This is a genomic window from Nocardia sp. NPDC004278 (genome assembly GCF_053602975.1).
In genome coordinates this window covers 110,132-134,733 of sequence record NZ_JBSGEQ010000024.1, presented here as the reverse complement: position 1 = coordinate 134,733, position 24,602 = coordinate 110,132, and the positions used below count along the sequence as shown (strand labels likewise).

The 24,602-nt window shown below is 65.0% G+C and carries 21 protein-coding genes and 1 pseudogene; 10 read left to right on the top strand and 12 right to left on the bottom strand.

The genetic code is table 11. The features are described from left to right. Positions 1 to 363: 363 nt before the first annotated feature. From ACWEO2_RS30825 to ACWEO2_RS30815, 3 genes are all read right to left on the bottom strand, one after another. Positions 364 to 1,128 (bottom strand): hypothetical protein, encoded by a 765-nt coding sequence (locus ACWEO2_RS30825; RefSeq protein ID WP_452408539.1) that lies wholly within the window; start codon positions 1,126 to 1,128, stop codon positions 364 to 366. After that, positions 1,125 to 1,463, bottom strand: coding sequence for a LuxR C-terminal-related transcriptional regulator (locus ACWEO2_RS30820; RefSeq protein WP_452408544.1), 339 nt, complete (start codon positions 1,461 to 1,463; stop codon positions 1,125 to 1,127). Before ACWEO2_RS30820 ends, ACWEO2_RS30825 begins: the two co-directional genes overlap by 4 nt. A gap of 258 nt (positions 1,464 to 1,721) precedes the next feature. After that, a complete protein-coding gene (locus ACWEO2_RS30815) occupies positions 1,722 to 4,568 on the bottom strand; it encodes an ATP-binding protein (protein ID WP_452408538.1) in 2,847 nt (948 codons plus the stop codon). Between the two features lie 33 nt (positions 4,569 to 4,601). Between ACWEO2_RS30815 and ACWEO2_RS30810 the strand changes: the two genes are divergently transcribed. Continuing rightward, a complete protein-coding gene (locus tag ACWEO2_RS30810) occupies positions 4,602 to 6,680 on the top strand; it encodes a helix-turn-helix transcriptional regulator (protein WP_452408537.1) in 2,079 nt (692 codons plus the stop codon). Between the two features lie 461 nt (positions 6,681 to 7,141). Further along, positions 7,142 to 7,678: a MarR family winged helix-turn-helix transcriptional regulator gene (locus tag ACWEO2_RS30805; protein ID WP_452408536.1), complete on the top strand. Its 537-nt coding sequence runs from the start codon at positions 7,142 to 7,144 to the stop codon at positions 7,676 to 7,678. Between the two features lie 45 nt (positions 7,679 to 7,723). Here ACWEO2_RS30805 and ACWEO2_RS30800 read toward each other — a convergent pair whose 3' ends face one another. Further along, the gene (locus ACWEO2_RS30800; protein WP_452408535.1) at positions 7,724 to 8,218 is read right to left on the bottom strand and encodes a phosphoribosyltransferase; all 495 of its coding nucleotides are present in this window, start codon (positions 8,216 to 8,218) and stop codon (positions 7,724 to 7,726) included. 104 nt (positions 8,219 to 8,322) lie between these two features. On the opposite strand from ACWEO2_RS30800, the gene ACWEO2_RS30795 reads away from it, so the two are divergent. Further along, positions 8,323 to 8,907, top strand: a complete 585-nt coding sequence (locus ACWEO2_RS30795; protein ID WP_452408534.1) for an NAD-dependent epimerase/dehydratase family protein — start codon at positions 8,323 to 8,325, stop codon at positions 8,905 to 8,907. 120 nt (positions 8,908 to 9,027) lie between these two features. Next, positions 9,028 to 9,393 (top strand): hypothetical protein, encoded by a 366-nt coding sequence (locus ACWEO2_RS30790; protein WP_355184845.1) that lies wholly within the window; start codon positions 9,028 to 9,030, stop codon positions 9,391 to 9,393. A gap of 252 nt (positions 9,394 to 9,645) precedes the next feature. Here ACWEO2_RS30790 and ACWEO2_RS30785 read toward each other — a convergent pair. Beyond that, positions 9,646 to 10,389, bottom strand: a pseudogene (locus tag ACWEO2_RS30785) (nucleotidyltransferase family protein); the annotation flags it as partial. A 351-nt stretch (positions 10,390 to 10,740) separates the two neighbouring features. On the opposite strand from ACWEO2_RS30785, the gene ACWEO2_RS30780 reads away from it, so the two are divergent. The 4 genes from ACWEO2_RS30780 to ACWEO2_RS30765 are packed head-to-tail and all read left to right on the top strand — an operon-like array spanning position 10,741 to position 14,577. Then, positions 10,741 to 12,348 (top strand): hypothetical protein, encoded by a 1,608-nt coding sequence (locus ACWEO2_RS30780; protein WP_452408533.1) that lies wholly within the window; start codon positions 10,741 to 10,743, stop codon positions 12,346 to 12,348. Then, a complete protein-coding gene (locus ACWEO2_RS30775; RefSeq protein ID WP_452408532.1) occupies positions 12,345 to 12,785 on the top strand; it encodes a hypothetical protein in 441 nt (146 codons plus the stop codon). The genes ACWEO2_RS30780 and ACWEO2_RS30775 overlap by 4 nt, the downstream gene beginning before the upstream one ends. A gap of 53 nt (positions 12,786 to 12,838) precedes the next feature. Then, on the top strand, positions 12,839 to 13,978 hold the full coding sequence (locus tag ACWEO2_RS30770) for a hypothetical protein (protein ID WP_452408531.1): 1,140 nt from the start codon (positions 12,839 to 12,841) through the stop codon (positions 13,976 to 13,978). Between the two features lie 26 nt (positions 13,979 to 14,004). Then, the gene (locus tag ACWEO2_RS30765; RefSeq protein ID WP_452408543.1) at positions 14,005 to 14,577 is read left to right on the top strand and encodes a hypothetical protein; all 573 of its coding nucleotides are present in this window, start codon (positions 14,005 to 14,007) and stop codon (positions 14,575 to 14,577) included. A gap of 225 nt (positions 14,578 to 14,802) precedes the next feature. On the opposite strand, the gene ACWEO2_RS30760 is transcribed toward ACWEO2_RS30765, so the two are convergent. The 4 genes from ACWEO2_RS30760 to ACWEO2_RS30745 all read right to left on the bottom strand — a co-directional run bounded on the left by ACWEO2_RS30760 (position 14,803) and on the right by ACWEO2_RS30745 (position 18,818). Further along, positions 14,803 to 15,606, bottom strand: coding sequence for an alpha/beta fold hydrolase (locus ACWEO2_RS30760; RefSeq protein WP_452408530.1), 804 nt, complete (start codon positions 15,604 to 15,606; stop codon positions 14,803 to 14,805). A 139-nt stretch (positions 15,607 to 15,745) separates the two neighbouring features. Then, the gene (locus ACWEO2_RS30755; protein ID WP_452408529.1) at positions 15,746 to 16,594 is read right to left on the bottom strand and encodes a class I SAM-dependent methyltransferase; all 849 of its coding nucleotides are present in this window, start codon (positions 16,592 to 16,594) and stop codon (positions 15,746 to 15,748) included. Between the two features lie 362 nt (positions 16,595 to 16,956). Then, complete coding sequence (bla, locus tag ACWEO2_RS30750; RefSeq protein ID WP_452408528.1) at positions 16,957 to 17,862, bottom strand: class A beta-lactamase; 906 nt, start codon at positions 17,860 to 17,862, stop codon at positions 16,957 to 16,959. Positions 17,863 to 18,497: 635 nt separating this feature from the next. Further along, the gene (locus ACWEO2_RS30745) at positions 18,498 to 18,818 is read right to left on the bottom strand and encodes an EthD family reductase (protein ID WP_452408527.1); all 321 of its coding nucleotides are present in this window, start codon (positions 18,816 to 18,818) and stop codon (positions 18,498 to 18,500) included. A gap of 87 nt (positions 18,819 to 18,905) precedes the next feature. Here ACWEO2_RS30745 and ACWEO2_RS30740 point away from each other — a divergent pair, with 87 nt between their 5' ends. Continuing rightward, positions 18,906 to 19,925, top strand: a complete 1,020-nt coding sequence (locus tag ACWEO2_RS30740; protein ID WP_452408526.1) for a cupin domain-containing protein — start codon at positions 18,906 to 18,908, stop codon at positions 19,923 to 19,925. A gap of 128 nt (positions 19,926 to 20,053) precedes the next feature. On the opposite strand, the gene ACWEO2_RS30735 is transcribed toward ACWEO2_RS30740, so the two are convergent. Next, on the bottom strand, positions 20,054 to 21,850 hold the full coding sequence (locus ACWEO2_RS30735; protein WP_452408525.1) for an acyl-CoA dehydrogenase: 1,797 nt from the start codon (positions 21,848 to 21,850) through the stop codon (positions 20,054 to 20,056). 110 nt (positions 21,851 to 21,960) lie between these two features. Here ACWEO2_RS30735 and ACWEO2_RS30730 point away from each other — a divergent pair, with 110 nt between their 5' ends. Next, the gene (locus ACWEO2_RS30730; RefSeq protein WP_355184873.1) at positions 21,961 to 22,569 is read left to right on the top strand and encodes a QsdR family transcriptional regulator; all 609 of its coding nucleotides are present in this window, start codon (positions 21,961 to 21,963) and stop codon (positions 22,567 to 22,569) included. On the opposite strand, the gene ACWEO2_RS30725 is transcribed toward ACWEO2_RS30730, so the two are convergent. Both ACWEO2_RS30725 and ACWEO2_RS30720 read right to left on the bottom strand, forming a co-directional pair. Beyond that, entirely contained in the window at positions 22,554 to 23,546 is a 993-nt protein-coding gene (locus ACWEO2_RS30725) for a 1-aminocyclopropane-1-carboxylate deaminase/D-cysteine desulfhydrase (protein WP_452408524.1), read from the bottom strand. The genes ACWEO2_RS30730 and ACWEO2_RS30725 overlap by 16 nt on opposite strands. A 17-nt stretch (positions 23,547 to 23,563) precedes the next feature. Continuing rightward, positions 23,564 to 24,598, bottom strand: a complete 1,035-nt coding sequence (locus tag ACWEO2_RS30720) for a phosphotransferase family protein (RefSeq protein WP_452408523.1) — start codon at positions 24,596 to 24,598, stop codon at positions 23,564 to 23,566. Positions 24,599 to 24,602: the final 4 nt, after the last annotated feature.

The following is a 24,602-nucleotide window of genomic DNA, read 5'->3' as shown; positions in this document are numbered from 1 at the left end:
GACCCGCTTCGACAAGCTGGCCATCACCTACCGCGCCGGATTCGTCCTGGCCCTCATCGTGGAATGGCTCAAATCATTAGGAGACACGACCTAGTGGTTGGCTTCGTCAGAAGCTGGACGAGCCGGTGACGAGGCAAATTAGGGCCGTGCCCGGGGTGGCCAGTACTTCGGGGAGATCACACGCACGCGCGTGGTCCCCGATCGGCTCATCAGCACGGCTATCTACGGTCGGCGAAACGATGGCACCCTCTGCCGCGATGCCCTCTGTGTGACTTGGTGCAGCGTCGAAATTCATTGCTAACCCTGTTGCGGCGATTGCGACTGCGACAGCGGCCGAGACTTTAGCGGTACGCATACTGAACCTCAGATCGGTCCCGACGGGCCGTCGCCCCGAAGTGCTTCGGCCAAGGCTCGAGCCTGATTCGGGGTGATCCCAAGCGCGATAGGGATCTGGCGCGGGCTGTAGCGCCACGAGCAGACGGGCACCGGATTGTCCGCGGCTACCATCCACGACGGTTCGGAATGCCCTTCGCCCGTGTCGGTCCCGAGCAGCTCCCGTGCGAACCGGGGCGCTACGTCATCTGGTGCACCGCAGCGAACGAGGGCGCGCGCGACGACCTCCCATGCGTCCTCTGGCGTGGCGGCGTCCCCGAGCATGGGCAAGAGAAGCAGAAGGCGCTGTGCCGGATCGACGAGGCCCTCGGCGTCAGACGCGTTCTCCGGCACGCTCGCGGCGATGGCGGTCAACTCCGTCCAGGACAGTCCCGGCCCGGCCTCCTCGGGCCCGCACTGCCCCAGATGCCCGAGACGGTCCCAGGTGGGGTGGCGTACGACGAACTCGACTGTATTCGTGTCCTCGAAGTTGGCATAGATGGCGAAGACTGTGTGTCCGCCACCGAAGGCGACCCGGAACACAGGCCACGGTTGCTCGGCGTCGCTGAGACGTTCCAGCATCGGCTCGAACGCGGACGCCGCGACGCCGTATTCATCTGTGTCGGCCGAGAGATCGCCCATCGTCACCAGCAGGTGAGCAAGCCAGAAGGCCGGTTCGTGGGCGAGCTCCTCACCTGCGACCAACTCGGCGTCCGTGTACTCCGGGACATCAACGCTCTTCGTGATGTCGCTCATATCGCGAGAGTATCGGTCTGTTCCGACATCCTGGCAGTAGCCTGCGGGCTCGCGAGGACTCCTGCGATTTGGATGTGAGAGCGGAATTCGAGTTCGGCCAAGATCTTCGAAACGTGGTTGTCGACGGGGCGTTTCGACACCGATAGGCGATTTGCAATAGCCGCGTTGGTGCATTCCTCGGTGACGAGATCGGCGACGGCGCGCGCAGGGGGTGTGAGAGACGCACTCGTCCTGCCCACGTCCGAGCGGGCCCTGCGGGCGGGCCAAACGCCGTGTTCTTGGAGTCGAGCCCGAACTCGCGCCGAGTCTCGTTGCGCGCCAACGTGATCGTACATGTGCAATGCAGCGCCGAGGGCGTCGCGGGCTTCGTTGCGGCGACCGGCCACATGACAAATCTGCGACGTGCAACGCCATCGCGCCGGTGTACCGGCATCGAGGTCCCAATATTCAGGATGTTCGGCATACAGCGTGGCGAACTCCGTGCGATTGAGTGGCAAAACTAGCCTGGACATGGGACGAGTCGACCATATGCGGGCATACCGAAACATCGGCCAATCCAGCTAGAGACAGTGCAAGGAGCCTTCGACGTTGCCTCAGCGCTGGCGATGGAATTCGATCGCGATCTGAACCCGGGATTGTGCCGCGAGCTTGGTCAGGATGCTGGATACATGAGATTGGACGGTTCGCCGTGACAGGACCATTTGAGTGCCGATCGCCGCATTGGAGTGGCCCTCTGCGACCAGCTTCGCGACCCGGTGCTCGGTGGGAGTCAATGCTGCCCAACCTGTTTTGGGTCGGTTGCGAGGGCCGATCTGACCGAGGCGGACTCCATGTTTGCGCAATGTTGATTCGGCGCGGGCCATATCCCAATACGCGTCGAGCCGTTGATAGTGCGCGTTGGCCGCTACCAGAGACTTTCGTGCCTCGGTTCGATGTCCATCGGCCGCCAGGGCGGCAGCGAGGGCTTCGCGAGCCAATGCTTCGTAGAGCGGTCGCCCGGCGCTGCGGAACGCGTCGGCCGCCGCGTCGAGCAAGTCGCACCGACTATCCACCAGACCGCGGCAGTACAACGTGGTACCGCGGCGGCTGTGCGTTGGTGTCGATGTCTCGGCCAACAGTTCGGCTTTCGCTGCGATCTCATGGGAGAGTGCGTCGTTGTCGCACGTGAAGGCAAGACGAGCCAGATCCGGGAACAGGTAATACAACGTCGGCACGCCCAAGGTCTGCGTGCATACTTCGGCGAGCACTTGCTGGGCGTGTTCCAGTTTGCCGTCGCGTTCGAGTAGGAGGGCGTGCGTCCATGCCTGCCACGGTTTTCGGTCGCGGCTGCCGAATCCCTCGGCCGGCGAGTCCGGACGGACCGCCGGGCTCATGCCACGTCGCACGGCGATCAAGTCGGCCAGAGCTAGTCCTGTCGGACCGAAGTCCATGGGGTCCGGCGTGTCCGCGCACGCCTCGATTTCGGCCAGGCTGTCATCCCAATTGCCAGTGAGGAAATGGATCCGTGCCCGAGCGTACAAGCTCGACGCGATGAACGTGCCCTGGTGTTGGTATCCGTGCAGCATCGCTACTCCATGAAGGTGGAGAGCTTCGGGGTAGCGGTCCAATTCGGTAAGACTGTTGCCTTGCAGCGTATAGGGATCGAACTGATCCGATTTGTCATCGAGTGGTTGCGTCTGGTAGCCGTGCACGACGAGTTCGCCGTAGCTCAATGCTTCGTCCAGCCGACCGCTGACGTAGGCCAGGGATCCCAATGTCACCGCGGCGTGATTTCCGAAGTCGCCGTGCGTGAAAGCGTCTTTCGCTGCGAACTCGGCCGGTTCCGGCCGACCGAGCAGATAATGGCAGATACTGGCAAGCCCGGTATAGCGGGAGAGCTCCGACTCGGTGAGTACATGCCGTTGCGTCACCTGCCGAATCGTCGATATCGTCTCCTCCAGCTTGCCTTGCCCGATACAAGCCATCGTGAGAAGCCACCAGAGGATTGCGGTGAATGACGGCAGTTGGTCCAAGGGCTCGTTCGATCGCAATAACGCGCGAATCGACGCTTCGGCTTCACTCGAGCTGCCTTTCGTCAGCAGCGCGCGAATATAGTGCTCCCACAATGCCCGGTAGGCGTTGGACACACGCGAGACCCTCGGTAGGGTCCGCTCGATCAAGTCGGCCGCGAGTTCCGGTGCCCGGAGGGCAAGCCCGCTCATATTGTCGAGCAGCCAAGTTTCCATTGTCGGGTTGACCATATGGTAAGCAGCTTGCACCAGATGGCCCGCGACGCGTTCGGGCGAGGCCTCGTTCGCTGCCAGTATCAGCGCGGCCCGATCGTGCAGGTTCCGCTGGGTCGCCTGCGGCACACGCTCAGCTAGGACTTGTTGGATGAGATCGTGGCGAAAGGTGAACCGATCTGGGGTACCGGCCAGCAATCCGGCCTCGAGCGCCAGTTTCACGACGGAGTCGATATGCCCAGCGGGAGCATCGAGCACTTCCGCGAGCTCGGTCGTTGCAATATTCGGCACTAGCACAGAAGCAGCCGACAGCACCTGACGCGCGGACGCGGGGAGCAGCGCGAGCCTTGCCTCAATGACATCCTCAGGAGAGTTAGGTGGCTGCCCGACGGTCGGAAGCGTCGACGTAGGCATGATTCCCGCCAGTATTTCGGTCACATAGAGCGGATTTCCGCCAGCCCTGGCGACGGCTGCCAGCTCAACGGGCTCGGGTGTTCGCCCGAGCGTCTGTGCCACCATTGCCACCACTGCGGGCTCGCTCAATGGTGCGAGCTCGATGTGGTGCCCGCCGCTCGAATCCAGTTCGGCGAGGACCGTCGGCAACTGCGATCGACGAGTCGCTATCAACAGCAGAACCGGCTGCGGGACGGCATATCGGCTCAGATGCTGTAACACCTTCATAGTGGAGCCGTCGGCCCATTGCACGTCGTCCACGATGACGGCCACTGGAGCTGTAGCGCACCAGTGGTCCATGAGGGCCAACAGCGACTCGGTGATCGCGAGTTCTCGGCCGAGCAGGCCACCTTCCGCTCTTTCGACCCCGCTGAGCAGCGTGATTACTCTGTCGATGAGCGGTTCGTGTGGCCCGATATGCCCCTCGAAACAGGCGCGCAGGCCGGCGAATGACACATGCTTGTCGAGGCGGGTCGCCGCTCCGGCAAGCACCTGGAAACCCCGGTGTGCCGCCTCGTTGCGCAGCAAGCTCAGCAGCGCGGTCTTCCCGATGCCGGGCTCGCCAATAATCGTCGCGACCTTGCCGTTGCCCGCCTGTACCTGGGTGATCAACTCTGTCGCACAAGCGATTTCGTCCATACGGCCGTGCAACTCACCGTTCGCGCTGCTAACCACAACCGTCAGTGTAAAGAGCTCGACACTACCGATCGGGAATGCCCACGTGAGGGAGTGCCGGCCCTTGACGTGCGTTGTGACCGGATACAAGACTGCCGTAGACCTGGCCTGGGAGGACTGGTTATGGAGGACTCGGGGCAGTTGGACTATCTGGATCCAGCTGTGCAGAACGTATTGTCAACGGCAGCTGCGGTCGGGCCGAACATCGAGCCCGTTGAACTTGCGATCATCCTCGACCAGCCTTTGCTCACGATATGGGCGATGCTCGACACTGCGGTGGACTGCGGTGTTCTGCAGCATACGGGTGATGAGTTGACCTTTCGGGACAATGCACTACGCACGACCTTCGCCGATCATCTGCCTGCAGCGGACCGTGCGCAAATGCCCCTGCACGCAGCTCGGCGGCTCATCCCAGCCGGCGTATCCGACCAGCGAATCGCACGCTACTTGTTGGAAGCCAGCGCATCGTTCGACCAAGACCTCCTCGAATGGATTGCCGCAGTCGCGGCCGTTCTGACGTTGCAGGACTCGCTACTCGCAGTCCGCCTGCTGGCACGAGCCTGCGCGGTCGGGCTACCAGACAACGACATCGTCGAGGTGTTGTGCGTGTGGCGGGTGCGCGCGCTGCTGCGCTGCGGTCGCGCTGCTGTGGCGGTCCCTGTTGTTCGATCGGCGCTGGAGCACGCACGCCAATCGAATCGTCATCTCCGCGAGGTCGCAGACCTGGTGTGGCTCTGCGCCTACGTGGAATACACCCAAGGTCGCTTCACCGATGCGCTGGAGACAATCAATACGGCCATCGATCGGGTCGATCGCCACGAGGCTGTGCGAGGCAGGTTGTCCGGTCTGGCGGCCCTGATTCTGTTAGCCCGCCAGCGCACCACTGACGCCGAGGCAGCCGCTGCCGAGGCTATCTCGGTTGGCGAGTCGGAAAACGACACGACGGCAATAGGACTCGGTCGCCACGTGCTGGGGATGATCCGCTACCACGAGGGCCTGTTGGACGAGGCCATCGAATTGGGCAACGAAGTAGCCGACGACCACCGCCATTGCGGTGTCCTGTTGCAGTGGCGCCCATTGGCATTCGACCTTTTCGCGGTTCGCGCTTTGTGTCTGATCGAGTTGGGTCGCACGACCGAGGCAGAGGACACGCTGAATCGCTCCTTCGAACTCGGTCGCGTGGAACCGGGAATCGACCCACCGCAGTCATGGCGGGCTCGTGCAAGGCTTCGATTCCTCACCGGCAACTGGGACGCGGTAGCCGAGGGCCGGACCGAATCATCTTCGTCGCCTGTAGGAGTCGACGACCCTACGACGCGAAGCTGGTCCACACTGATCGAGATCAATCGCGGCATCATCAGCGCGGAAGTATTGGATCCGGCTGATTTCCGCGAAGCCTCGGACACCTGCGAGCAGCAATTCGTGTGGTCATGGGCCCGAGCTCTGGTGGACGAAGCAAACGGACAGTTAGCGGATGCGATCAAGCGACTGGTAGTGCTCTGTGATGACACAGCTGACGGTGCCACGATGGCGTTGCGCTATTACGTTTATCCAGACCTTGCTCGGATGGCGGTGACTGCCGGAGATTCGAAGATCTCAATGGAGGTGGCCTTGCTTGCTGAGCAATGGGAGAGTCGATATTCGACTGCTGCCCGCCGTGGCACAGCACTCCTTTGTCGCGGGCTTGCCGACAGTAAGCCGACATTGGTCGAGTCGGCCGAAGCCGAATTCCGGGCCGCGGGCCGTCCACACTACGTCGGGCAGGCGTGCGAGAACCTGGCTACGCTGCTCGGCGCATCGGGGCGCCGGGACGATGCACGTGCCGCGCTGTACCGAGCGGTAGATCAGTACTCGACCCTCGGGGCGGCAATGGGCATCACACGGGCCGATGCGCGCTTGCGCCAGTTCGGAATTCGTCGAGGCCGCAACCGTCTGAGCGGTCACACCAACGCCGGGCAGCCAGCGCTGACACCTGCCGAAAAACGCGTGGCAGAATTGATTGCCCTGGGCCACAGCAACTCGGAAATCGCGGCTCGGACATACCTTTCACAACGCACAGTGGAGTCGCACGTCTCGGCCATACTGGCCAAGCGCGGCGCACAATCACGCGTGCAACTGGTCGCCAAGGCCGAACAGGGACTGCGGGCAACACACCAGCAGCACCCCAACGGCTCATCGTCGAATAAGAAGGCGAACAAGTAGCAGCTGGCGGCGCTCGAGGATCGGCGCAGGTGGCGCCCTGCGCGTGCTCGCACGGGCGCGGCGGCGTATCGGAACTGGGCAGCGAAATGGCGGGGCGTTGGAGCCCCGCCAATCCGGCCCGCCTCCAGGGCCGACCACGAGCATGTTCGAACAGATCCTCCAGCCGAGCGCGGTGTGCGGCGTCCACCCCAAACGCGACAGCACATCCTGCACCAAGACTCGACCGCTGACGTCGACCCGGCGGATCCCGCACCGCCACTGCAGCTGCGGCACCGGGGCGATACGGATCAGTTCGGTGACCGGACGGTCCCGGCCGCCACGATGCAGCGGCGCGGTCCGCTCAGCCGTGCCCGATAGAACAGGTGTCAGAAATCGGGTGTTATCGCAACTGCTCGCTTCCCGTGCCGTTACCCCGTAACAGCACAAATCCTGGAGCGAATTCGCTGGGATACAGTGTCCCAATGCCCGAAAAAGCGCATCCCACACCAGTGGTGCGTGTCGAGGCGGCCACGACTCCCGACGGTGCCACCGCAACCGGGGGAACCGATACCGACCTGCTCTCGCTCGCGTCGCAGCTGTGTTTTGCCCTGTACTCCACCTCCCGATCGATGACCGCGGCGTACCGGCCGTTCCTCGAGGCCATGGGGGTGACCTATCCGCAGTATCTGGCCCTGCTGGCTTTGTGGGAACGCCCCGCGATGACCATGAAGGAACTCGGCGAACAGCTGCGCCTGGACTACGGCACGGTCTCCCCGCTCATCCAGCGGCTACAGGCGCATGGTCTGGTGGAGAGCGTGCGCAGCAGCCACGACCGCCGCGCCGTCGAACTGCGCGCCACCGACGCCGGACGTGCGCTGCGACCCCAGGCGAAGCAGATGATCGAAGCGGTCATTGCGGAGGTCGGCTATCCGATCACGCGCCTGGTCGAACTGCGTGACCAGGTCAACGCACTCGGCGCACGCCTCGACGCCGCCACGGCCGAGCGGTCCGACAAGTAGCTCGACCCACGGTGCTCGTCCGGACGCCCCGAAGTGTCTGCCTGATCAGGCATCCAGAACGCGGGCCTGACGATCCACGACCGGCGGTTCGGTGGACCAGGGGAAGTTGATCCAGCGGTCGGTGCGGCGCCAGACGTATTCGCAGTCGACCTCCGAATGCGGTTTCTGATAGATGACCGCGCAGCGGACCTCGGCGACGTGGTCGATGCAGAAGTCGCGCACGAGCTTGAGGGTCGCGCCGGTATCGGCCACATCGTCGGCGATCAGGACCGTCGCACCGGCCAGATCGACTGCCTGTGGGACCGGCGGCAGCATGACGGGCAGGTCGAGGCGCTGATCGATGCCGGTGTAGAACTCGACGTTCATCACGTGCAGGTTCTTCACATCCAGTGCGTAGCCGAGCGCGCCCGCGACGAACAGGCCGCCGCGCGCGATCGAGAGGATCAGATCCGGTTCGAACCCGTCCTTGGCGATTTCGGTCGCGAGCTCGCGGCTCGCCGTCCCGAACAATTCCCAGCTCAGCACTTCCCGATCCGCCATGGACCCTCCATCTCCCTCGCTACCGCTGGCTCTAGAGCATACGACCAGCTATGCGGTGCTCCCCAGCAGATGGACCGCATCGGTCGGGGAATTAGGGTGGACGGGTGCGGATCTTTCTGGCCGGTGCGACCGGCGTCATCGGAACCCGATTGCTGCCCTTGCTGATCGAGGCCGGACATGAGGTGGCGGGGATGACCCGGTCGGCAGCCAAGGCCGACCAGGTGCGTGCCGCCGGTGCGGAACCGGTCGTCTGCGATGTGTACGACCTCGACGCGCTCACCGCCGCGGTCGTCGCCTGCCGTCCCGACCTGGTGATGCACCAGCTCACCGACCTTCCCGACGATGCGGCGCTGCTGCCGGAACTTGCCGGTGCGAATGCGCGCATTCGGGGCGAGGGCACCCGCAATCTGATTGCCGCCGCCCAGGCCGCGGGCGCGAAGCGTTTTCTCGCTCAGAGCATCGCGTGGGAGCCGCCCGCCGGTCGCGGCGCGGTGATCGAGGCGCACGAGGCCGCGGTGCTCGATATCGGCGGTGTGGTCGTGAAGTACGGCCAATTCTATGGTCCGGGTACGTATTACGAAGCCGAGCCGCCGACCCATCCGCGCGTGCACGTGGATGATGCTGCCGCGCGAACGGTTTCGCTGGTGGACGCGCCGAGCGGCATCGTGGTTATCGCCGACCCCGCCTGACCCGTGGCGCGACCGTGCGACGACAGGCGGTCGCGGGTCATGGCCGTGCCGTTCGGTTTGCAATACGGTGGCACAGGGCCGATCGCCCGGATCCGCTCACACCCATCGAAGGAGACCCGCTTGCGCAACACGCTGCTCCTCACGTCCGTACTCGGTGCCGCCCTGGTGGCGATGTCGCCTGTCGGCGCGGCGGGTGCTCAGGCACCCGGCGACGGTCCGCTGAAGGTGCAGGCGACCACCGGCACCGATCAGATACCGGTCACGGGCGTCGCGGTCGGCATCACCACGTGCTCCGCTGGACCGGTGCTGGCCACCTTGACGACCGGCCGCGACGGAACGGTGACGCAGAACTTCCCGAACGGCTGCTACCAGGCGCAGGTCACCTCCGTTCCCTCCGGCTGTGAGCTGGCGAGCATCGCCTATGTTCAGGTCGACGTGGCACCCGGCGCGACACCGGTCGCAAGCTTCCAATTCCGCTGCGCATAAACCGATTTCGACTCGGCTGGCGGCGCAGTGTCGCGCCCCCTGTGTGGCGGCACACCTCGTATAGGGGTGTGCGGCTACGACAAAGGGTGTGCACTGTCCAACGCTCGGCGCGCGTAGGCGCGCACATCGGCGTCGGTGTCATCGATCGCCAGCTTCAGTGCGAAATCCCTCGGGGGTGTTCTCGGTCAGCACCGAAAGTGCCGCCATTCGAACACTCGCGTCCGGATCGCCGAGGAAGGTCGAAAGGTCTCGCACCGTACGGAACACCGCCTCGGCCTCGACGATCGCCTCCGCGAGGGCCGCGGGCTCCGGGCGCAGTCCGACCACGATGGTGTCGATGCCACGCAGCCCCGCCCGCTGCAGCAGGCGCTTCTCGTTGGTGGTCCATTCGCCGCGCGCGGCCAGCACCGCGTGCGCCGTCTGCATTGCCGCGGTGGCCAGGGCACCCGCGACCTCGGTGAGGTGGCCGCGCGGGACATGGGCACCCCGGGCGTACCGCAACGTGAGTGCTGCCCGGTCCCGCCATACCGGCGGGGCCGCGGCGCGCAGCGCCTCGGGATAGTCGGGCCGGGGCAGGCTGCCGCGCAGTACCCGGTTGAGCGCGAGTTCGGCGACGAGCAGATAGCTGGGGATACCCGCCAGATGGAACATCAGTGGCTCCCAATGGAATCGGCCGTGCCCGGCCTCGTCGAGTTCGTATTCGACGACATCGAGGTCGCGGTAGTGCACATCGACGGGCCGACCATCGATGGTGAGCCAGGCCCCGCCGTTGAAGATGCCGCCGCCCCAGTCGCCGAGTTCGGAAACCTCACCGGCCCAGCCGATTCCGCGCAGGTCGGCGGGTTCGAAGCGGCCGCGATAGTAGATGGCGAAGTCCCAGTCGCTGTCCGGGGTGGCGGTGCCTTGGGCACGGGATCCACCGAGGGTGACCGCGTGCACGCCTGGTAGCGCGGCCAACTGGTCGGCGATATGGGTGAGGAAAGTTTCGTCGGTCATGAATTGTCCGATGTTCGAAGTGGATGGGCACGGGCCAGCACCGCCGCGGCGCCGAATCCGAACTCGGATGACGTCATTGCGGCGGGCGCACTCGAAGCGCGATCATCACTTCACAGCCCATGATCTTACCGATCTGGACGCGGGGCCGAGCACCGCCGGACGGCTGGCGGTGTTCATCCGCATCGTCCCGTTGGGCCTGTTGAATCAGCAGGTATCGAGCTGGTGGCTCCGGCGCGGATGAGTTCAGGGATTATCCGGATGGTCGGCCAGGGCGGCATCACTCCGGCGAGGGAGTCGAGATCCCCACTGGGGGTGATGTTCTCGCGGGTGCGCATCCCTACCATGGCGGGCGTGGCTGTTGTTGCCGGTGTTGTTCGCGGTCGCGCTCTGCTTGTCGCAGGGGTGTGTGCGTTGTTGGTGTCAGTTGGGGTGGGTTCGGCGTTTGCGGATGCGCCCGCCTCGGGTGCGGATGTTTCGGTTGCGCAGTCGCTCGGTGATCGGGAGCTCACGGTCGTATTGCGCCGGGTGACCAGTGTGCCGGGGCCATTGCGCGTCGATGTGGTCACCCATGCCGGTACCGCCGCCGGGCGGCTCACCCTCGCGGTGACGCCGACCGGCGCCACCACACGATCGACACTGCCCGCGCCCGGCGCGCCCACCGCCGAGGCGGTGGTGGATCTCGGCGACACACCCGGAATGTATTCGGCGACTGTGCCCATGGATCGGGCCGGGCCATGGGAATTGGCCATCGGCGACGGTGCGCGGGTGGCACGGATTCCCTTCGTCGTGCCCGCGCAGGTGACCTCGCCACCCGAACGGTTGGTCTATGGCGGATTTCTGGTGGCGGGTGTGCTGCTGCCGGTCGCGGCGGTGCTCGCGATACGCGCTCGGCGCAGCGGGTGGGCGCTGCTACCTGCCGCCGGGATGGTGGCCGGGATCGCGGTATCGGTGACCGCCGCGGTGCTGTCCTCATCGCTGCCGCTGCCGCCGCAGCCCGGTGGACAGCTCGAGCCCACGGTGGACAATGTCACCGATCCCTACGCCCTGAATCAGCCATTGCTATCGGATTTCTCGCGGCCGCCGGTCCTGCTGACCATTGCGGGTGGGCCGGTGAATGCCGGACGCCCAGGCGATCTCGACCTGGTTCTGATCGATGCCGCCACCGGAGCGCCGGTCGATGATCTGCTCGTCCATGACAGTGCGCTGATGCATCTGCTCGTCGTCGGACCGTCCGGCGGTCTGTCGCATCTGCATCCGATTCGGATCGGGCCCGGTCGCTACCAGGTTCATCTGCGGTCGCCGGAGGCCGGGCGATATGCGGTGTCGGCGGAGTTGGCGCGGCGCGGCGGTGGCGTTCAGATGGTCCGTGCGGCAAGCGGTTTCACTGTTCTTCCGGGTACCGAGGCACCGCAATCCATCAGTGCCCCAGTGCATCTCGGTAGTAGTGACAAGAACACCGCGACCGTTATCGACGGAAATCCGGTCAAGATCAGGACGACCACGCCGGTGGCCGGAGCACCGATCACCATTACCGCCGAGTTCGGCGACAGTGCCGACCTGCAGCCGTGGCTCGGCATGGTCGGGCACATGATCATGGCGGGTCCACTGCCATCCGATACGGATATCGCTGCGGCCGTGCAGAACTCGCCCATCTGGGGACACGCCCACTCGATGGGCGCGACATCGATGGAGAGCATGCCCGGCATGAATATGCCGGGTATGGATATGCCGGGCATGAATATGACCGAGCCCGCCGCGAGCCGGGGAACCATGCTCATGCCAGCCGTCAATGGCGATAGTGCGCCCGACGAGACGGTCGCCGCATACGGGCCCGACGTTCCCTTCACCTACACCTTCCCGCTCGCGGGCCGGTATCGACTCTGGATCCAGGTCGAACGGCGCTACACGGTGCTCACCGTTCCGATCGTCCTCGATGTCGCGACGGGAGCACAGCCATGAGCGGGTCCGAATCCGGGGTCCGGACCACCGATCGCCGTCTGCTGCTGGCCGGGGGAGCGGCGGTCGCCATCGTGCTCGCCGCCGTCATCTGGCTGGTCTGGCCCAGTCCCGCTGGCCCGCTCGTGCTGAAATCCGGTACCCCGAGCCATCTCGTCACGGTCGCCATCGATAACCTGCGAATCGGCAGCACCGATATCGACATCACCGTCACCGACCGTGCCGGTGCCTCGAAAGATCATGTCGCAGTGCGGATTCAGGCGAATCAGCCGCTGATGGGACATGCGGGACAACCCATTGCGGCGGTGCCCGCCGGGACCGGTCGTTTCCACGCCGCGGCGGTGCCGCTGATGATGACCGGCCCTTGGGAGCTTCGCCTATCGATCGATGAACACGGCAGCGTCGACGAACTCGCGGTACCGCTGTGGGTCGGTGGCTGAAAGCACTTGCAGATCAGGACAACCGTCGGAGCACGAGAGAGATGAGGACCGCCATGAGCACGTCAGCACCACCCGATGCGACCGCGGCCGAGGCCGGACCGGCAGCCGATATCACCGCCTCCGATAATGGCAGCGCGGCCCGTATCGGCGCCTGGGGCGTATTACTCGGCACCGCGGTCACTTTGGTCGGTCTCAGCTGGGATATCCAGTGGCACAACGAAGTCGGCCCCGACACCTTCTTCACCCTGCCGCATCTGTTCCTGTACTCCGGCAGCGCCATATCCGGATTCGCCAGCCTCGCCATGGTGGTCATCGCCACCGCCGCCCAACGTGCCGGTCGGCCCGTACCCCGGCTCGGCGGCACCCCCATCCGGGTCTTCGGCAGTAACCTCACCGCACCGCTCGGCTATATGATCGCCGGTGCTGGCGCCGCATTGTTCCTGCTCTACGGCCTGCTCGATCTGGAATGGCATTCGATCTACGGCTTCGACGCGGTACTCAACACCCCTTCGCACGTCGCGCTGTTCCTATCGATCTCGCTGACCATGATCGGCAGCATCATCGTCTTCGCGGCCCATCGTGACCACCGCTGGGGACAGCTCGGCATCGTCGTCGCGATTCCCATCCTGATCACCTTCGCGCCGATTCCCACCAACGCATTGAACAATCTGCACCTGCCCGCCGATCCGACGATCCTCGGCATCGTGCTGTTCGGACCGATGCTGCTCATCCTCGGCGCGGCGCTGCTGGCCCGCACGGGCGCCGCCATCGCGATCGCCGCCGCGCTCGGCGCCATGCAGGCGTTGCTGTGGTGGTTCTCGCCCTGGGCTGCGCAAACCTATGCCTCGGCCATTGGTCTACCGCTGCGGGACGGTCTCACGGGACGACCGCCGGAGCTGCCGGTCATGATGCCGATGTTCCTGATCGTCGCGGCCGTCGCCGTCGAGGCGCTGTTCTGGCTGGCCCGCAACCGTGGTTTCGACGCCAGGAAGATCGTATTGGTGGCCGGTGCGGTGACTGGCGTGGTCATCGGTGTGACATTTCCGCTCCAGCTGGCTTTCACCCATGCCAGCTCGCATATCGCCGTCGGCGACGTCGTGACGATCACCCTCTTCGGCATTCCGCTCGGGCTGCTCGCCGGATTCCTGGGCGGCCGGTTCACCACCATGCTGCCCGCGGTGCGGGAGGCGTGATGAGCATTGCATCGCATAGCGATTCGATGAGGGGCGGTGGCCGGGTGGCGGGTGGGCCCGTATTGCGCAGACTCGTCGTCACCGTACTGACCATGATCACCCTGTCCCTGATCGCGGTCGCCCCTGCGTCCGCCTACGCGCCGGTCGATATCGTGCACACCGAGCGTGTCCAGGTCGGGCCGTACGGTGTGACCGTAGGGTTCTCGACCTGGCCGATTCGCGCGATGAAATCGCTGGACTTCACCTTCATGCCCGACGGTGGCATCGCCTATAAGTCCGGAACGCTGCGGTTGACCGGACCCGCCGTCAGACCGGGCCGCCGCGCCACGCCGCTGGTCCGCCATCCCCGCAAGCGCGATTCCTGGGGCCTGGACGTGAAGGCCTTCGACGCCCCGGGCACCTACACCTTCACCTTCGCGATCGACGGTCCGCTCGGCCACGGCGAAGGCACCCTCGACAATGTGACGGTCCTCGACCAACCCGGACCGCCCCTGCCGCTGAGCTGGACGATCGGCACCCTGCCCCTGCTCGGTCTGCTCGTATTCCTGGCGGTGGCCTGGCGTCGCACCCGTCCCGGTGGTCGACCGCTGGTGGTCTGAGCGCGCGAACGCACCGCGATCCGGTTGGGTCGCGGTGCGTGGGCAGGTCAGAACCTGGGCGTCGCGCGTATGCGGAGTCGGCTCGAATGGATTGCTGGGCAAGCGCTTTCCGGATTCGGCCGTTGCTGGGTAGATGCGTCAGACGCTGAACGCGTGCATACACGCGGCAGCGTCGTGACGATCTCACGGAGGGTTCATGCGGTTCGGAGCCGTGCTCGCTTCACCTCAGCTAGAGCCCAGGAATTCCGCGATCCGGGCGGCGAGGGCGTCGGGTGCCTCGCCGTTGATCGCATGTGAACGGCCGGGCCAGATCTCGACTTGTGCGGTCGGGATCATGCGTGCGCGCTTGGCAGCTCGGTCGGGGTTGTGCACGATACTGGCGCCTGCGATGATCGCCAGCACCGGAGTCGTGATCGCCATCAACTCGTCGGCCGAGGCCAGCGTAGGACGCGGCTGGTGTTGCTGGAAATCGCGCATGCCAGAAGCGATCAGGCGCGCTTCGGGGATGTCGTCGTCGACTGCCACTCCACCGGAAATCCAGCTCAGCAGCCGGTGCCGGATCGGCTGCGGCATCCCCGGCACCACACTACCGAGAGACACCACGACCATCTTCCACGTCACCGGAGCGAAGGTCATGGCCGGATCCAGTAGAACCGTCGAGGCCAGCCGCTCGCGCCGATGGATGGCGCACTGTGCGGCAAGCCATCCGCCGATACTGACGCCGAGCAAATGCACCCGCTCGACGCCGAGCTGGGCGATCGCCTCGTCCACCCACGCCGCCTGGTCGCACGGACTGCTCATCGCCTTCGTCTGCGCCGAGGCACCGGGCTCGCCGATACTGTCGATCGACCACACGGTGCCGATTTCGCGTAGGGACTCGATATTGGCTCGCCACATCGGCGTTGATGCCTGTCGGCCCGACAACAACAGGATCGGCTCCGGGGCGGGCGGCCCGAATCGGTACGCCGTCGTGTAACCGAATGAGGTGGCAATAGTTCGAATTTCCTCAGCCTGTGGGAGCAAGCGCATACCGGCGCGATAGGCCGCGGTGAACCGAGCCCTCCCTGCATCGCTACGGAAACAACCAATCCCGTCCGGCTGCGGAGCAACCGGTACACATTCGGGCAAAGTCCCGGGACACGAGCCGGGGAGGCCGGCACCGGTGGATTCAGAATGCATAGCGGTGGTACTGAGCCATCATCCGCACCGCGGGAGTCAGCGACATCAGTTTTCCGATCAATCGGTAGCCGCCGGTAACGCCGCGCCAGAACGACTCGGAATCGAAGACCGAGATCGCGGCGAGCCGACGTATACCGGGAACCTTGGAGACTATGTCGTCGGGGTCGTTGATCGCCCAGTGCAGTGTTGAACCGGAACGCCGGACGACGGTGTTGATCTTCTGGGACCGGATCCCCAGGGAGTTGAACGCATCGAATTGAAGTTCGCCGCAAGGGAATTTCTCAACCACCGCGCGGAAGAGGCCGATGCCCTCGGCTTCGGTCAGGTACATGGTGAGGCCCTCGGCGATCAACAGCACCGGTTGGTCCCCGGAAATGGCCTGCAGCCAAGCCGAACTCGTCACAGAGGCCGGTATCCGGTGGTAGTGCTCGCGGGAGGGATACAGCTTCTCGCGAAGATCGATCACCTCCGGATAGTCGACGTCGTACCACTCGACCCCTGGCCCGGGGGCCAGCCGGAATACGCGGCTGTCCAGTCCGCAACCGAGGTGCAGCACAGTGGCTCGCTGATGCCGGGCAAGGAATTCCCGCGCCCAGGCATCGAAATGCACCGTGCGCATGGTCACGCCGACCTGGTTGCGGGGCGTGATGCTAGTGCGGTGCCAGTCGTAGTCGATATGGCTGACCGCATCCCTGGCCCAGGTGTCGCGCAGCAATGAATTCTCAGCGTCGGCGTCCAGCGCCTTGGCATACAACGTCGCGAGCATCGTCTGAGGCGCCCCGCTCATGTCGACACGGATCTTCTTGCCAGCGGGCAGACTGCCATCCATTGAACACATGATCAACATATTAAACACTCGTTCAATGTCTTGGCCACACTCAGCGTCCACATCGTCCAACGTCGCTGAACGAGCCGGCCGAATGTACTGCTCCACAGAGCCCGGGGGCCGCATTCCCTCCGCATCGGTCGTGACGCGAACGGCAATCCGACGGCGCATGTTCGCCAGGGCGTCGGCTCAGTCGCGCGTGCGCAGCCTGCGCCCCAGTTCGCCGCCGAGGGCTACGGTGGCGACCAATGCGATCGCGAACATCACGCCGGCCGTCTGGAAGCACCGCTGCACCGCACCCATGGGCATCCGAATCGACTTGACGACCTGCGATTACACCGCTGTCGATACAACCGTCAAGGCGTGGATACCCGTCAGCCGAGGGTCGCTGCCACATAGGCGGCCGCTTCGGCTAGCAGAGCTTGGTTGTATTCGGCGTCCCTGGTCGCTTTGCTGGACATGGTCGAGATGAGCAGTGGGGCGGAACCAGGAGGCCAGGCTATGGCGATGTCGTTGAGGGTGCCGTAGTCGCCGGTGCCGGTTTTGTCGGCGACCTTCCAGCCTTCGGGAAGGCCGGCTCGGATGCGTTTGGCTCCGGCTCCAGTGGCGTTGCGCTCCAAGAGATCTCGCAGGAAAGTTCGTTTTTCTTCAGGGAGGGCGTCACCCAGAACGATCTTCTGGTAAGTGGTGCCGAACGCTCGGGGGGACGAGGTATCGCGGGGGTCGCCGGGGGTGGCTTCGGTGATGAACGGCTCTATGCGGTCCATGCGGGTGACCGTGTCGCCCAGGGTGCGGGTGTAGGCGGTCAACTGATCCGGACCACCGATGTCGCGAAGGAGCAGGTTGCCCGCAGTGCCGTCGCTGTAGCGAACGGCGGCATCGCACAGGTCTCGGATGGTCATGCCCTCGGCCACGTGCTGTGGGGTGATGGCGGCATTCTTGGTCAGGTCTGCTTCGGAGTAGGTGACGACGGTATCCAAGTGGGACAACGGGTTACGACTCAGGACGGCTGCCGCCGCCACACCTTTGAACGTTGAACAGAAGGCGAAGCGTTCGTCGGCTCGGTGGGCTATGGTCGCACCGGTACCGGTGTGCAGGGCGTAGATGCCCAAGCGCGCATCGAACTTCCGCTCGAGTTCGAGCAACTCCGCAACCAGCGGTTCGGGCTGACCGGCCACTGTTGCGATGGCGGGCGCGGGAGCGGTCTTGTCGACGCTACATCCAGCGAGGGAAACGAGAGTTGCTGTGGCGAAGAAGTTTCGGCGGCTGATGTTGATCATGGTTCCATTGGACATCAGAGGAACTCGCCCAAAATCGAAAAGGCGCAACAGACACTGGCCGGTCCACTGACCGAACGCCAGATCTCATTCCTCAGACGTTGATGGAACGGTGGATACCGCGCGGCAGAAGACTGAACCGGCTCGCACGCGTTGAGCAGAATGACTCTTTGCTGGAGGCATATTCACTGTCGGCGGTGGTCCGCGACCCGGGGTTTTGTTGGTCTCCGTCGAAGTAAGTCGTGCTCGAGGATGGGGGCTTGGCAGTTGATGTGGAGAATCGCTGAGGATGACAGGGGACAACGACCAGGGCGTTGTCGATTTCGGCGACCCACGCGCGTTTTCGGACCCGGGCGTCAGCGTCGGAGGCCGGGTCCACACCTTGTTCGGGACCAGGTTCGCCGAGTCGACGAGAGCATCGGTGAGGGTGAACCCCAGCGAATATTGCACCCAGCGGGCATGGCAGTGGTTGACGAATTGCCGGGTCGCAGCAGGATCACTGCGGGTTCACCTGGACCACAATGCTTTCGGTGCATGCGCTGCCGACTCGGCCACCGGCCGGGACACGGTCGGGGCCGATGTGACCGGCCCGAACATGCCCGGCTGGGCGACGCCTCAATTGCCGTGAACGGCGCAGGCTAGGCGTCCTCGAGGACTTCTGCGAATGCGATCACTACGCCTCCGGTGGCATGCTCGCGGGTAGCGGCGACAAGGGGACCCGCCTCTGCGGCGGCGGCGCTGGCCGCCGCATAGTCGGCGAAGTACAGGTCCAGCAGGCGGTAGGCCGGGGTCGGGCTGCCGTCTTCCTTGGGCCAGACCTTCGACGTCTGCAGCCGAGTCAGGCCGGGGAGCTTGCGCGCCAGCGTCAGCTGTTCGGGGTAAGCCGCCTCGAAGGCGTCCGGGTCGGTGGGGTTGGAATAGATAAAGCTGATCTTGGTGATATTGCCATGCTCGGTCATAGATGACCTCTCCGTTAGTCTCCGTTGATACCAGCGAGCGCTCCCGCTCACGGTTGTCGACACTAGCTGGAGGAATGGTTAGCGACCATGACCCAACCGCCGGTAAAACTTGCCGATCGTCCAGCGGCACAAGCCAATTCGCTCGGATCGCCGCAGAAGTTCGCCGGTCCGGCAGCGCTCGAGGACGCCGCGATCAGCCTCTCCACGGAGAGTCAATCGGACGACTTGCTCTCGGAGTTGCTCCGGAGTGTGCGTCTGAGCGGAGAACGGATCGTTGCGTACGGTCCGCCGCGGACTTTCTCGATGGGCTTCGCCGATGTCGGCAGCCTGCACATCATCGAAGAGGGCGAACTCGAGCTTCGGATCGACGGAGACGCACACGTTGAGCACATAAGCCGCGGCGATGTTGTCCTGCTCCCGCGCGGCGACCCCCACCACCTCAGCAACGCAGGCAAGCGCACGCAAGCGATCGTGCGGGCAAGCGCGGCAGAGAACGACGCACCCGAGCCGGCGCGCTGGCTCTGCGGAACTTTCACGATCGGCGACCCGCAGGCGAGCCACCTGCTCGGGAGCCTGCCGGCCGTGATCATCCTGGGCGACGCCCGCGCCCCAGCGCCCGAAGGGCTCGAAGTCGCCCGCAGGATGCTCCTAATCGAGATGCAATCGCCCTCTCAAGGATCAGCGGTCATGATCGCGCGCATTCTCGATCTGATCTTCATCCAGATTCTGCGCGCCTGGGCCGCCGGCAACGACGTCGAACCGAACTGGCTGGCCGGTGCATTCGACCCGCAGATCGGTCTGACCTTGAGCGCTATCCACCGAAACCCCGGCCACGACTGGACAGTCGAGGAGCTGGCCCAAGCATGCAACCTTTCCCGGTCGTCGTTCGCTGCGCGGTTCGTCGCTCGCGTTGGGAAGCCGCCGGCCACCTATCTCGCGCAGGTACGCCTGGATGCCGCCACTGGCCTGCTCCGCGACACCTCCCTTTCGGTCGCGCTCATCGCGGAGCGCGTCGGCTACACATCGGAGGCGGCATTCAGCCGCGCGTTCAAGAACCGCTACGGCACGCCACCGGCTCGCTGGCGACGAGACATACCAGGTCGCTGACGGCCCGCGACATCGTCGGGTCCGAGGCGCCACTGCCGCAGGACCCCACCCCACCTGGTCGACCACTGGTGGTCTGAGCGCGCGAACGCACCGCGATCCGGTTCGGGGGGTGGCGGCGCGTGGGCAGGTCAGAACCAGGCGTCGCGCATATCCAGGGTGGTTCGGTCCATCAGCTCCAGCAGATCCAATTGTGGTGTGGTCTTGGGCAATTCGTAGCGGAAGAAGTAGCGGGCGGCGGCGCGCTTGCCGTCGTAGAAGTCGCCCTGTTTGCCGTGTGCGGCCAGTGCCTGCTCGAGCCAGATCCAGGCGAGGACCACGTGGCCGAAGGCCTCGAGGTAGATGGTGGAATTCGCCATTGCGGCGGCGATATCGCCGGAGGCGAACATCCAGCCGGTGACGGTGAGCAGGCGCTGCCAGACGGCGTCGAGTTGACCGCCGAATTCGGTCCATTCGCCGCCCGCTTCGGTGGCCGCGAGTACGGTCCGCTCGATCTGTGCGGCCAGTAGCCGCAGGCTGGCTCCGTCGTGCTGGATCACCTTGCGGCCCAACAGGTCCAGGCCCTGGATGCCGTGGGTGCCTTCGTGGATGGGGTTGAGGCGGTTGTCGCGGTAGTGCTGTTCGACATCGTATTCGCGGGTGTAGCCGTAGCCGCCGTGCACCTGGATGGCGAGGCTGTTGGCCTCCAGACACCATTGCGACGGCCAGCTCTTGGCCACGCCGGTGAGGATTTCCAGCAGCAGGGTGTGCTCGCGTTTCGCGGCCGGATCGGCGGTGGTGCGTTCCAGATCGACGAGCCGGTTGCAGTAGAGCAGCAGACCGAGCGCGCCCTCGACATAGGACTTCTGCGCCAGCAGCATGCGCCGCACGTCCGGGTGCTCGATGATCGGCACCTGCGGTGCGGCCGGGTCCTTGGCGGTGACCGCGCGGCCCTGGCGGCGTTCGCGCGCGTAGTCCAGCGATTTCAGATATCCGGTGTAGCCCAGGGCCGTCGCGCCGAGCCCGACACCGAGCCGCGCCTCGTTCATCATGTGGAACATGTAGGACAGGCCGCGATGCGGTTCACCGACCAGATAGCCCACCGCTCCGGCGGCACCGTCGGGAGTGTGCTTGCCCTCACCGAAGTTCAGCACCGTATTGGTGGTGCCGCGATACCCCATCTTGTGATTCAGTCCGGCCAGCACCACATCGTTGCGCGCGCCGAGCGAACCGTCTTCGGCCACGAGGAATTTCGGCACGATGAACAGGGAGATGCCCTTGGTTCCGGCCGGTCCGCCCGGAATCTTGGCCAGTACCAGGTGCACGATATTGTCGGTCAGCTCGTGATCGCCGCCGGAGATCCACATTTTCGAGCCGAACAGCCGGTAGGTGCCGTCGGCCTGCGGTTCGGCGCGGGTGACGATATCGGCCAGCGAGGAACCGGCCTGCGTTTCGGACAGGCACATCGTCCCGGTGAATCTGCCCTCTACCATGGGTTTGACGAAGCGCTCGATCTGCTCCGGAGTGCCGTGTGCGGCAAGGAGATTGGCATTGCCGACGGTCAGGAAGAGATATCCCGTGGTGCCGACATTGGCCGCCTGGAACCAGCAGAACCCGGCCGCCTCCAGGGTGGCGGGCAGCTGCAGCCCGCCGATCTCCTCATCCATGGCGGCACCGATGAGATTCGCCTTGCCGAAGGCTTCGACCGCGGCCTTGACCTCCGGAATGATGGTGACCCGCTCACCGTCGAAGGTCGGCTCATTGCTGTCATTGCGCTTGTTGTGCGGCGCGAACTGCTGGGTGGCGAGATCCTCGCAGAGGTCGAGGAAACCGTCGAAGGTCTCTCTGGAGTGTTCGCGGAACCGCGGCAGCGCCGTCAACTCCTCGACCCGCAGCCATTCGTAGAGCAGGAAATCGAGGTCCCTACGGGAGATCAATGTCGAGCGCACGGGCACTTCCTCTCGCGGTGGCGGAGCACTGGCTCAGACGGGCGTGCGCCGCGTCCGGGTCAATTTGGTACGTTACTATGCATGTGTCGCGAATCGATCCCAGGGCTGGGATGACCACAACCTCCAGTACCGCCCGACCCGTCGGCCGTCCTGCCGCCGCCTCCCCGGAGCAGGTGTTGGCCGCGGCGAGCGCCCAGTTCCTGGCCTCCGAGCGGGTCGACGTGCAGGCGATCGCGGCCGAGCTGGGGCTGTCGCGGGCGACCATCTACCGCTGGTTCGGGTCCCGGGACGGTCTGCTCGGCGCGGTCATGGTGTCGGAATTCGAGCGGATGGTCCTGGCGGCGCGCACCCGCGTCGACGGATCGGGCGCACCGCGCGTGCTCGCCATGCTCGACCGGGTGGCGCGCTGGATGACGCGCAGCGAGGCGTACCGGTATTTCATCGCGACCGAACAGGCCACCGCGGGCCGCATCATCACCACCAGCGACGGACCGGTGCAGCCGAAGGTGGTCGGGGTGGTCGCCGAGATACTCGATATCGCGATCGAGGAGGGCTATCAGAACCGGGTCGACACCGAGACGTTCGCGTATGCCCTGGTCCGGCTCATCGAGGCGTTTCTATATCAGGATGCGGTGACCGGTATTCGGGGCGATGTGGATCGGCTGCGCGCGGTGCTGGCGGTGATCCTGGGGCTGGATCCGGATCAGCGCGGCCCGTAGGTATCGAGGAACAGCACGGGTCCGTCACCGAAGTCGCCGCGGGTATCCATATCCAGCAGTCCCGCCAAAGCCTTTGCGGTGTAGACGGTTTCCAATTCCAGTCCGTTGGTCGCGGCGAGCTGCTGCGCGGCGATAGCGGCCGGGGTTTCGTGGCCGTAGCCGGGACCGAGCCAGTCGCGTACCATTGTCACGTCCTCCGGACGCAGCTCGGGCACGGTGACTTCCGCGCCCCGCGCGCGCAGCACTGCCGCGGCACGGTTCGCCAGCCCGACAATGTGCCGCGCGTCGAGCGGGAGCGAATCGTTGACGATGACACCGACAACGCGGGTGGGTAATCCGGCCAGCCGTAGGCCGAGGGCCAAACCCGCTGCCGTGCCACCGGATCCGACGGCGGTCACCAGATGCGTCGGTTCGGGTAGTTCGCCCGCGGCGATTTGCGCCGCCAGCTCCAATGCGACCTCGACGTAGCCGAGCGCGCCGATCGGCGACGATCCGCCGACGGGCAGCACATACGGCAGGGTGCGGCCGCGCATATGCCGCAGCAGCAGCCACGGCGCGGCGAGGACCGTGCGCAACTTGCTGTGCGTGAAATGTAAAGTGGCGCCGGAGTTTTCCAGCCGCCGCAATTGTGCGCGGACGTGGTCGTCCACCGGTTGGTCGACCAGCGCCAGCGCCGTGTCGATGCCGAATTCCCGAGCGTAGAGCGCCGTGGCCAGACCCCAGTTGGTTCCGGTGCCGCCGAAGGTGAGGATGGTGTGGGCTCCGCGTCGTCGCGCCTCGGGCAACAGCCACTCCAGTTTGCGGATCTTATTGCCACCCCAGCCGCCCGAGCCGTATCCACTTTCGTCCTTGCACCACACAGCGGCACCGGTGCCGAGATCGAGCAGGCGGACCGGCGTCGGCGCGCCACCGAGCCGGGTAAACGGCAGGGTGCTGGCCAGTTCGGGGAAGCGCTGGTGAAGCAGGGATTCGGTCATCCGACCATTATTGGGGTTCAGCTCCCTTCGGTGAGCAGTTGGTCGAGGCGGGCCGCGCAGACCTGGGAGAGATCGCCCATGCCGAGATGGCTGGACATGCGCAACAGGGGTACCGAAAGCAGAACCGCGCAGAGGATTTCATTGAAACGCAGGTTGCGCACCGGCCAGCCCGTGCGCGCCTCGTAGCCCGCGATGGTCTCCGCGCGTGTCGGCGTGCCGGGCAGTCGCGCTTGGCCCTGGAAATCGCTGCACAGCCAGTCCGTCAGCAGTAGCCAGGCGAGGTCGGCCTCGTGATCGCCGAGGTAGGCGATCTCCCAGTCGAGGACGCCGATTACCGAGAGATCGTCACCGTAGAGGAGATTCGATAGACGGCTATCACCCCAGCACAGCGTTATATGTTCGGGTCGATAGCGATTGCCGCGCAGCCAGGCCAGCGAGCGTTCGAAGATGGGCGATGGGGTGGGACTTGCCCAGTGCACCGCCAGATCCAGATAGTTGACCACCTGTTCGACCGGTTCGGCTCCGAGTCGAGGCATGCGCAGAAAGTCCAGGCGCAGTGCGGCCGGATCGAGCCGGTGCACCTGCGTCATGGTGTCTACACAGGACCACCAGATCGATGCGCGCTCTTCGGGTTTCGCCTCGAAGTACATCCCGGCCTCGTGATAGGTCGGGACATCGCTCGGTGTCCGGCCGCCATCTATTCGGTCCATGACGAAGTAGGGCGCGCCGAGCGGATTCGGGTCGGTATCGATCCAGCGCACTGTGGGGACCGGGATATCGGTTGCGGCGAGGCGTTTCATCACCAGGAACTGCCTGCGCAGATCGTAGTCGGGGAACAGTGCGACCTCGGGTGGTCGGCGAAAGACGAAGCCGGCGTGTCCCGGTGCGGTGTTCAGCCCCTCGACATCGAAAAGGAAGGTGTCGGAGGCAAAGCCCTGGTCGGCGCGCTTCCAATTCGCGATGGTTGCCTGTTGCGAGGCTGTAATGTGCTGGTGCACAAGGGGTTCCAAATGCGCGGGCAGTTCATCCGGGGTGAGCCGGGTGGCACTCATATTG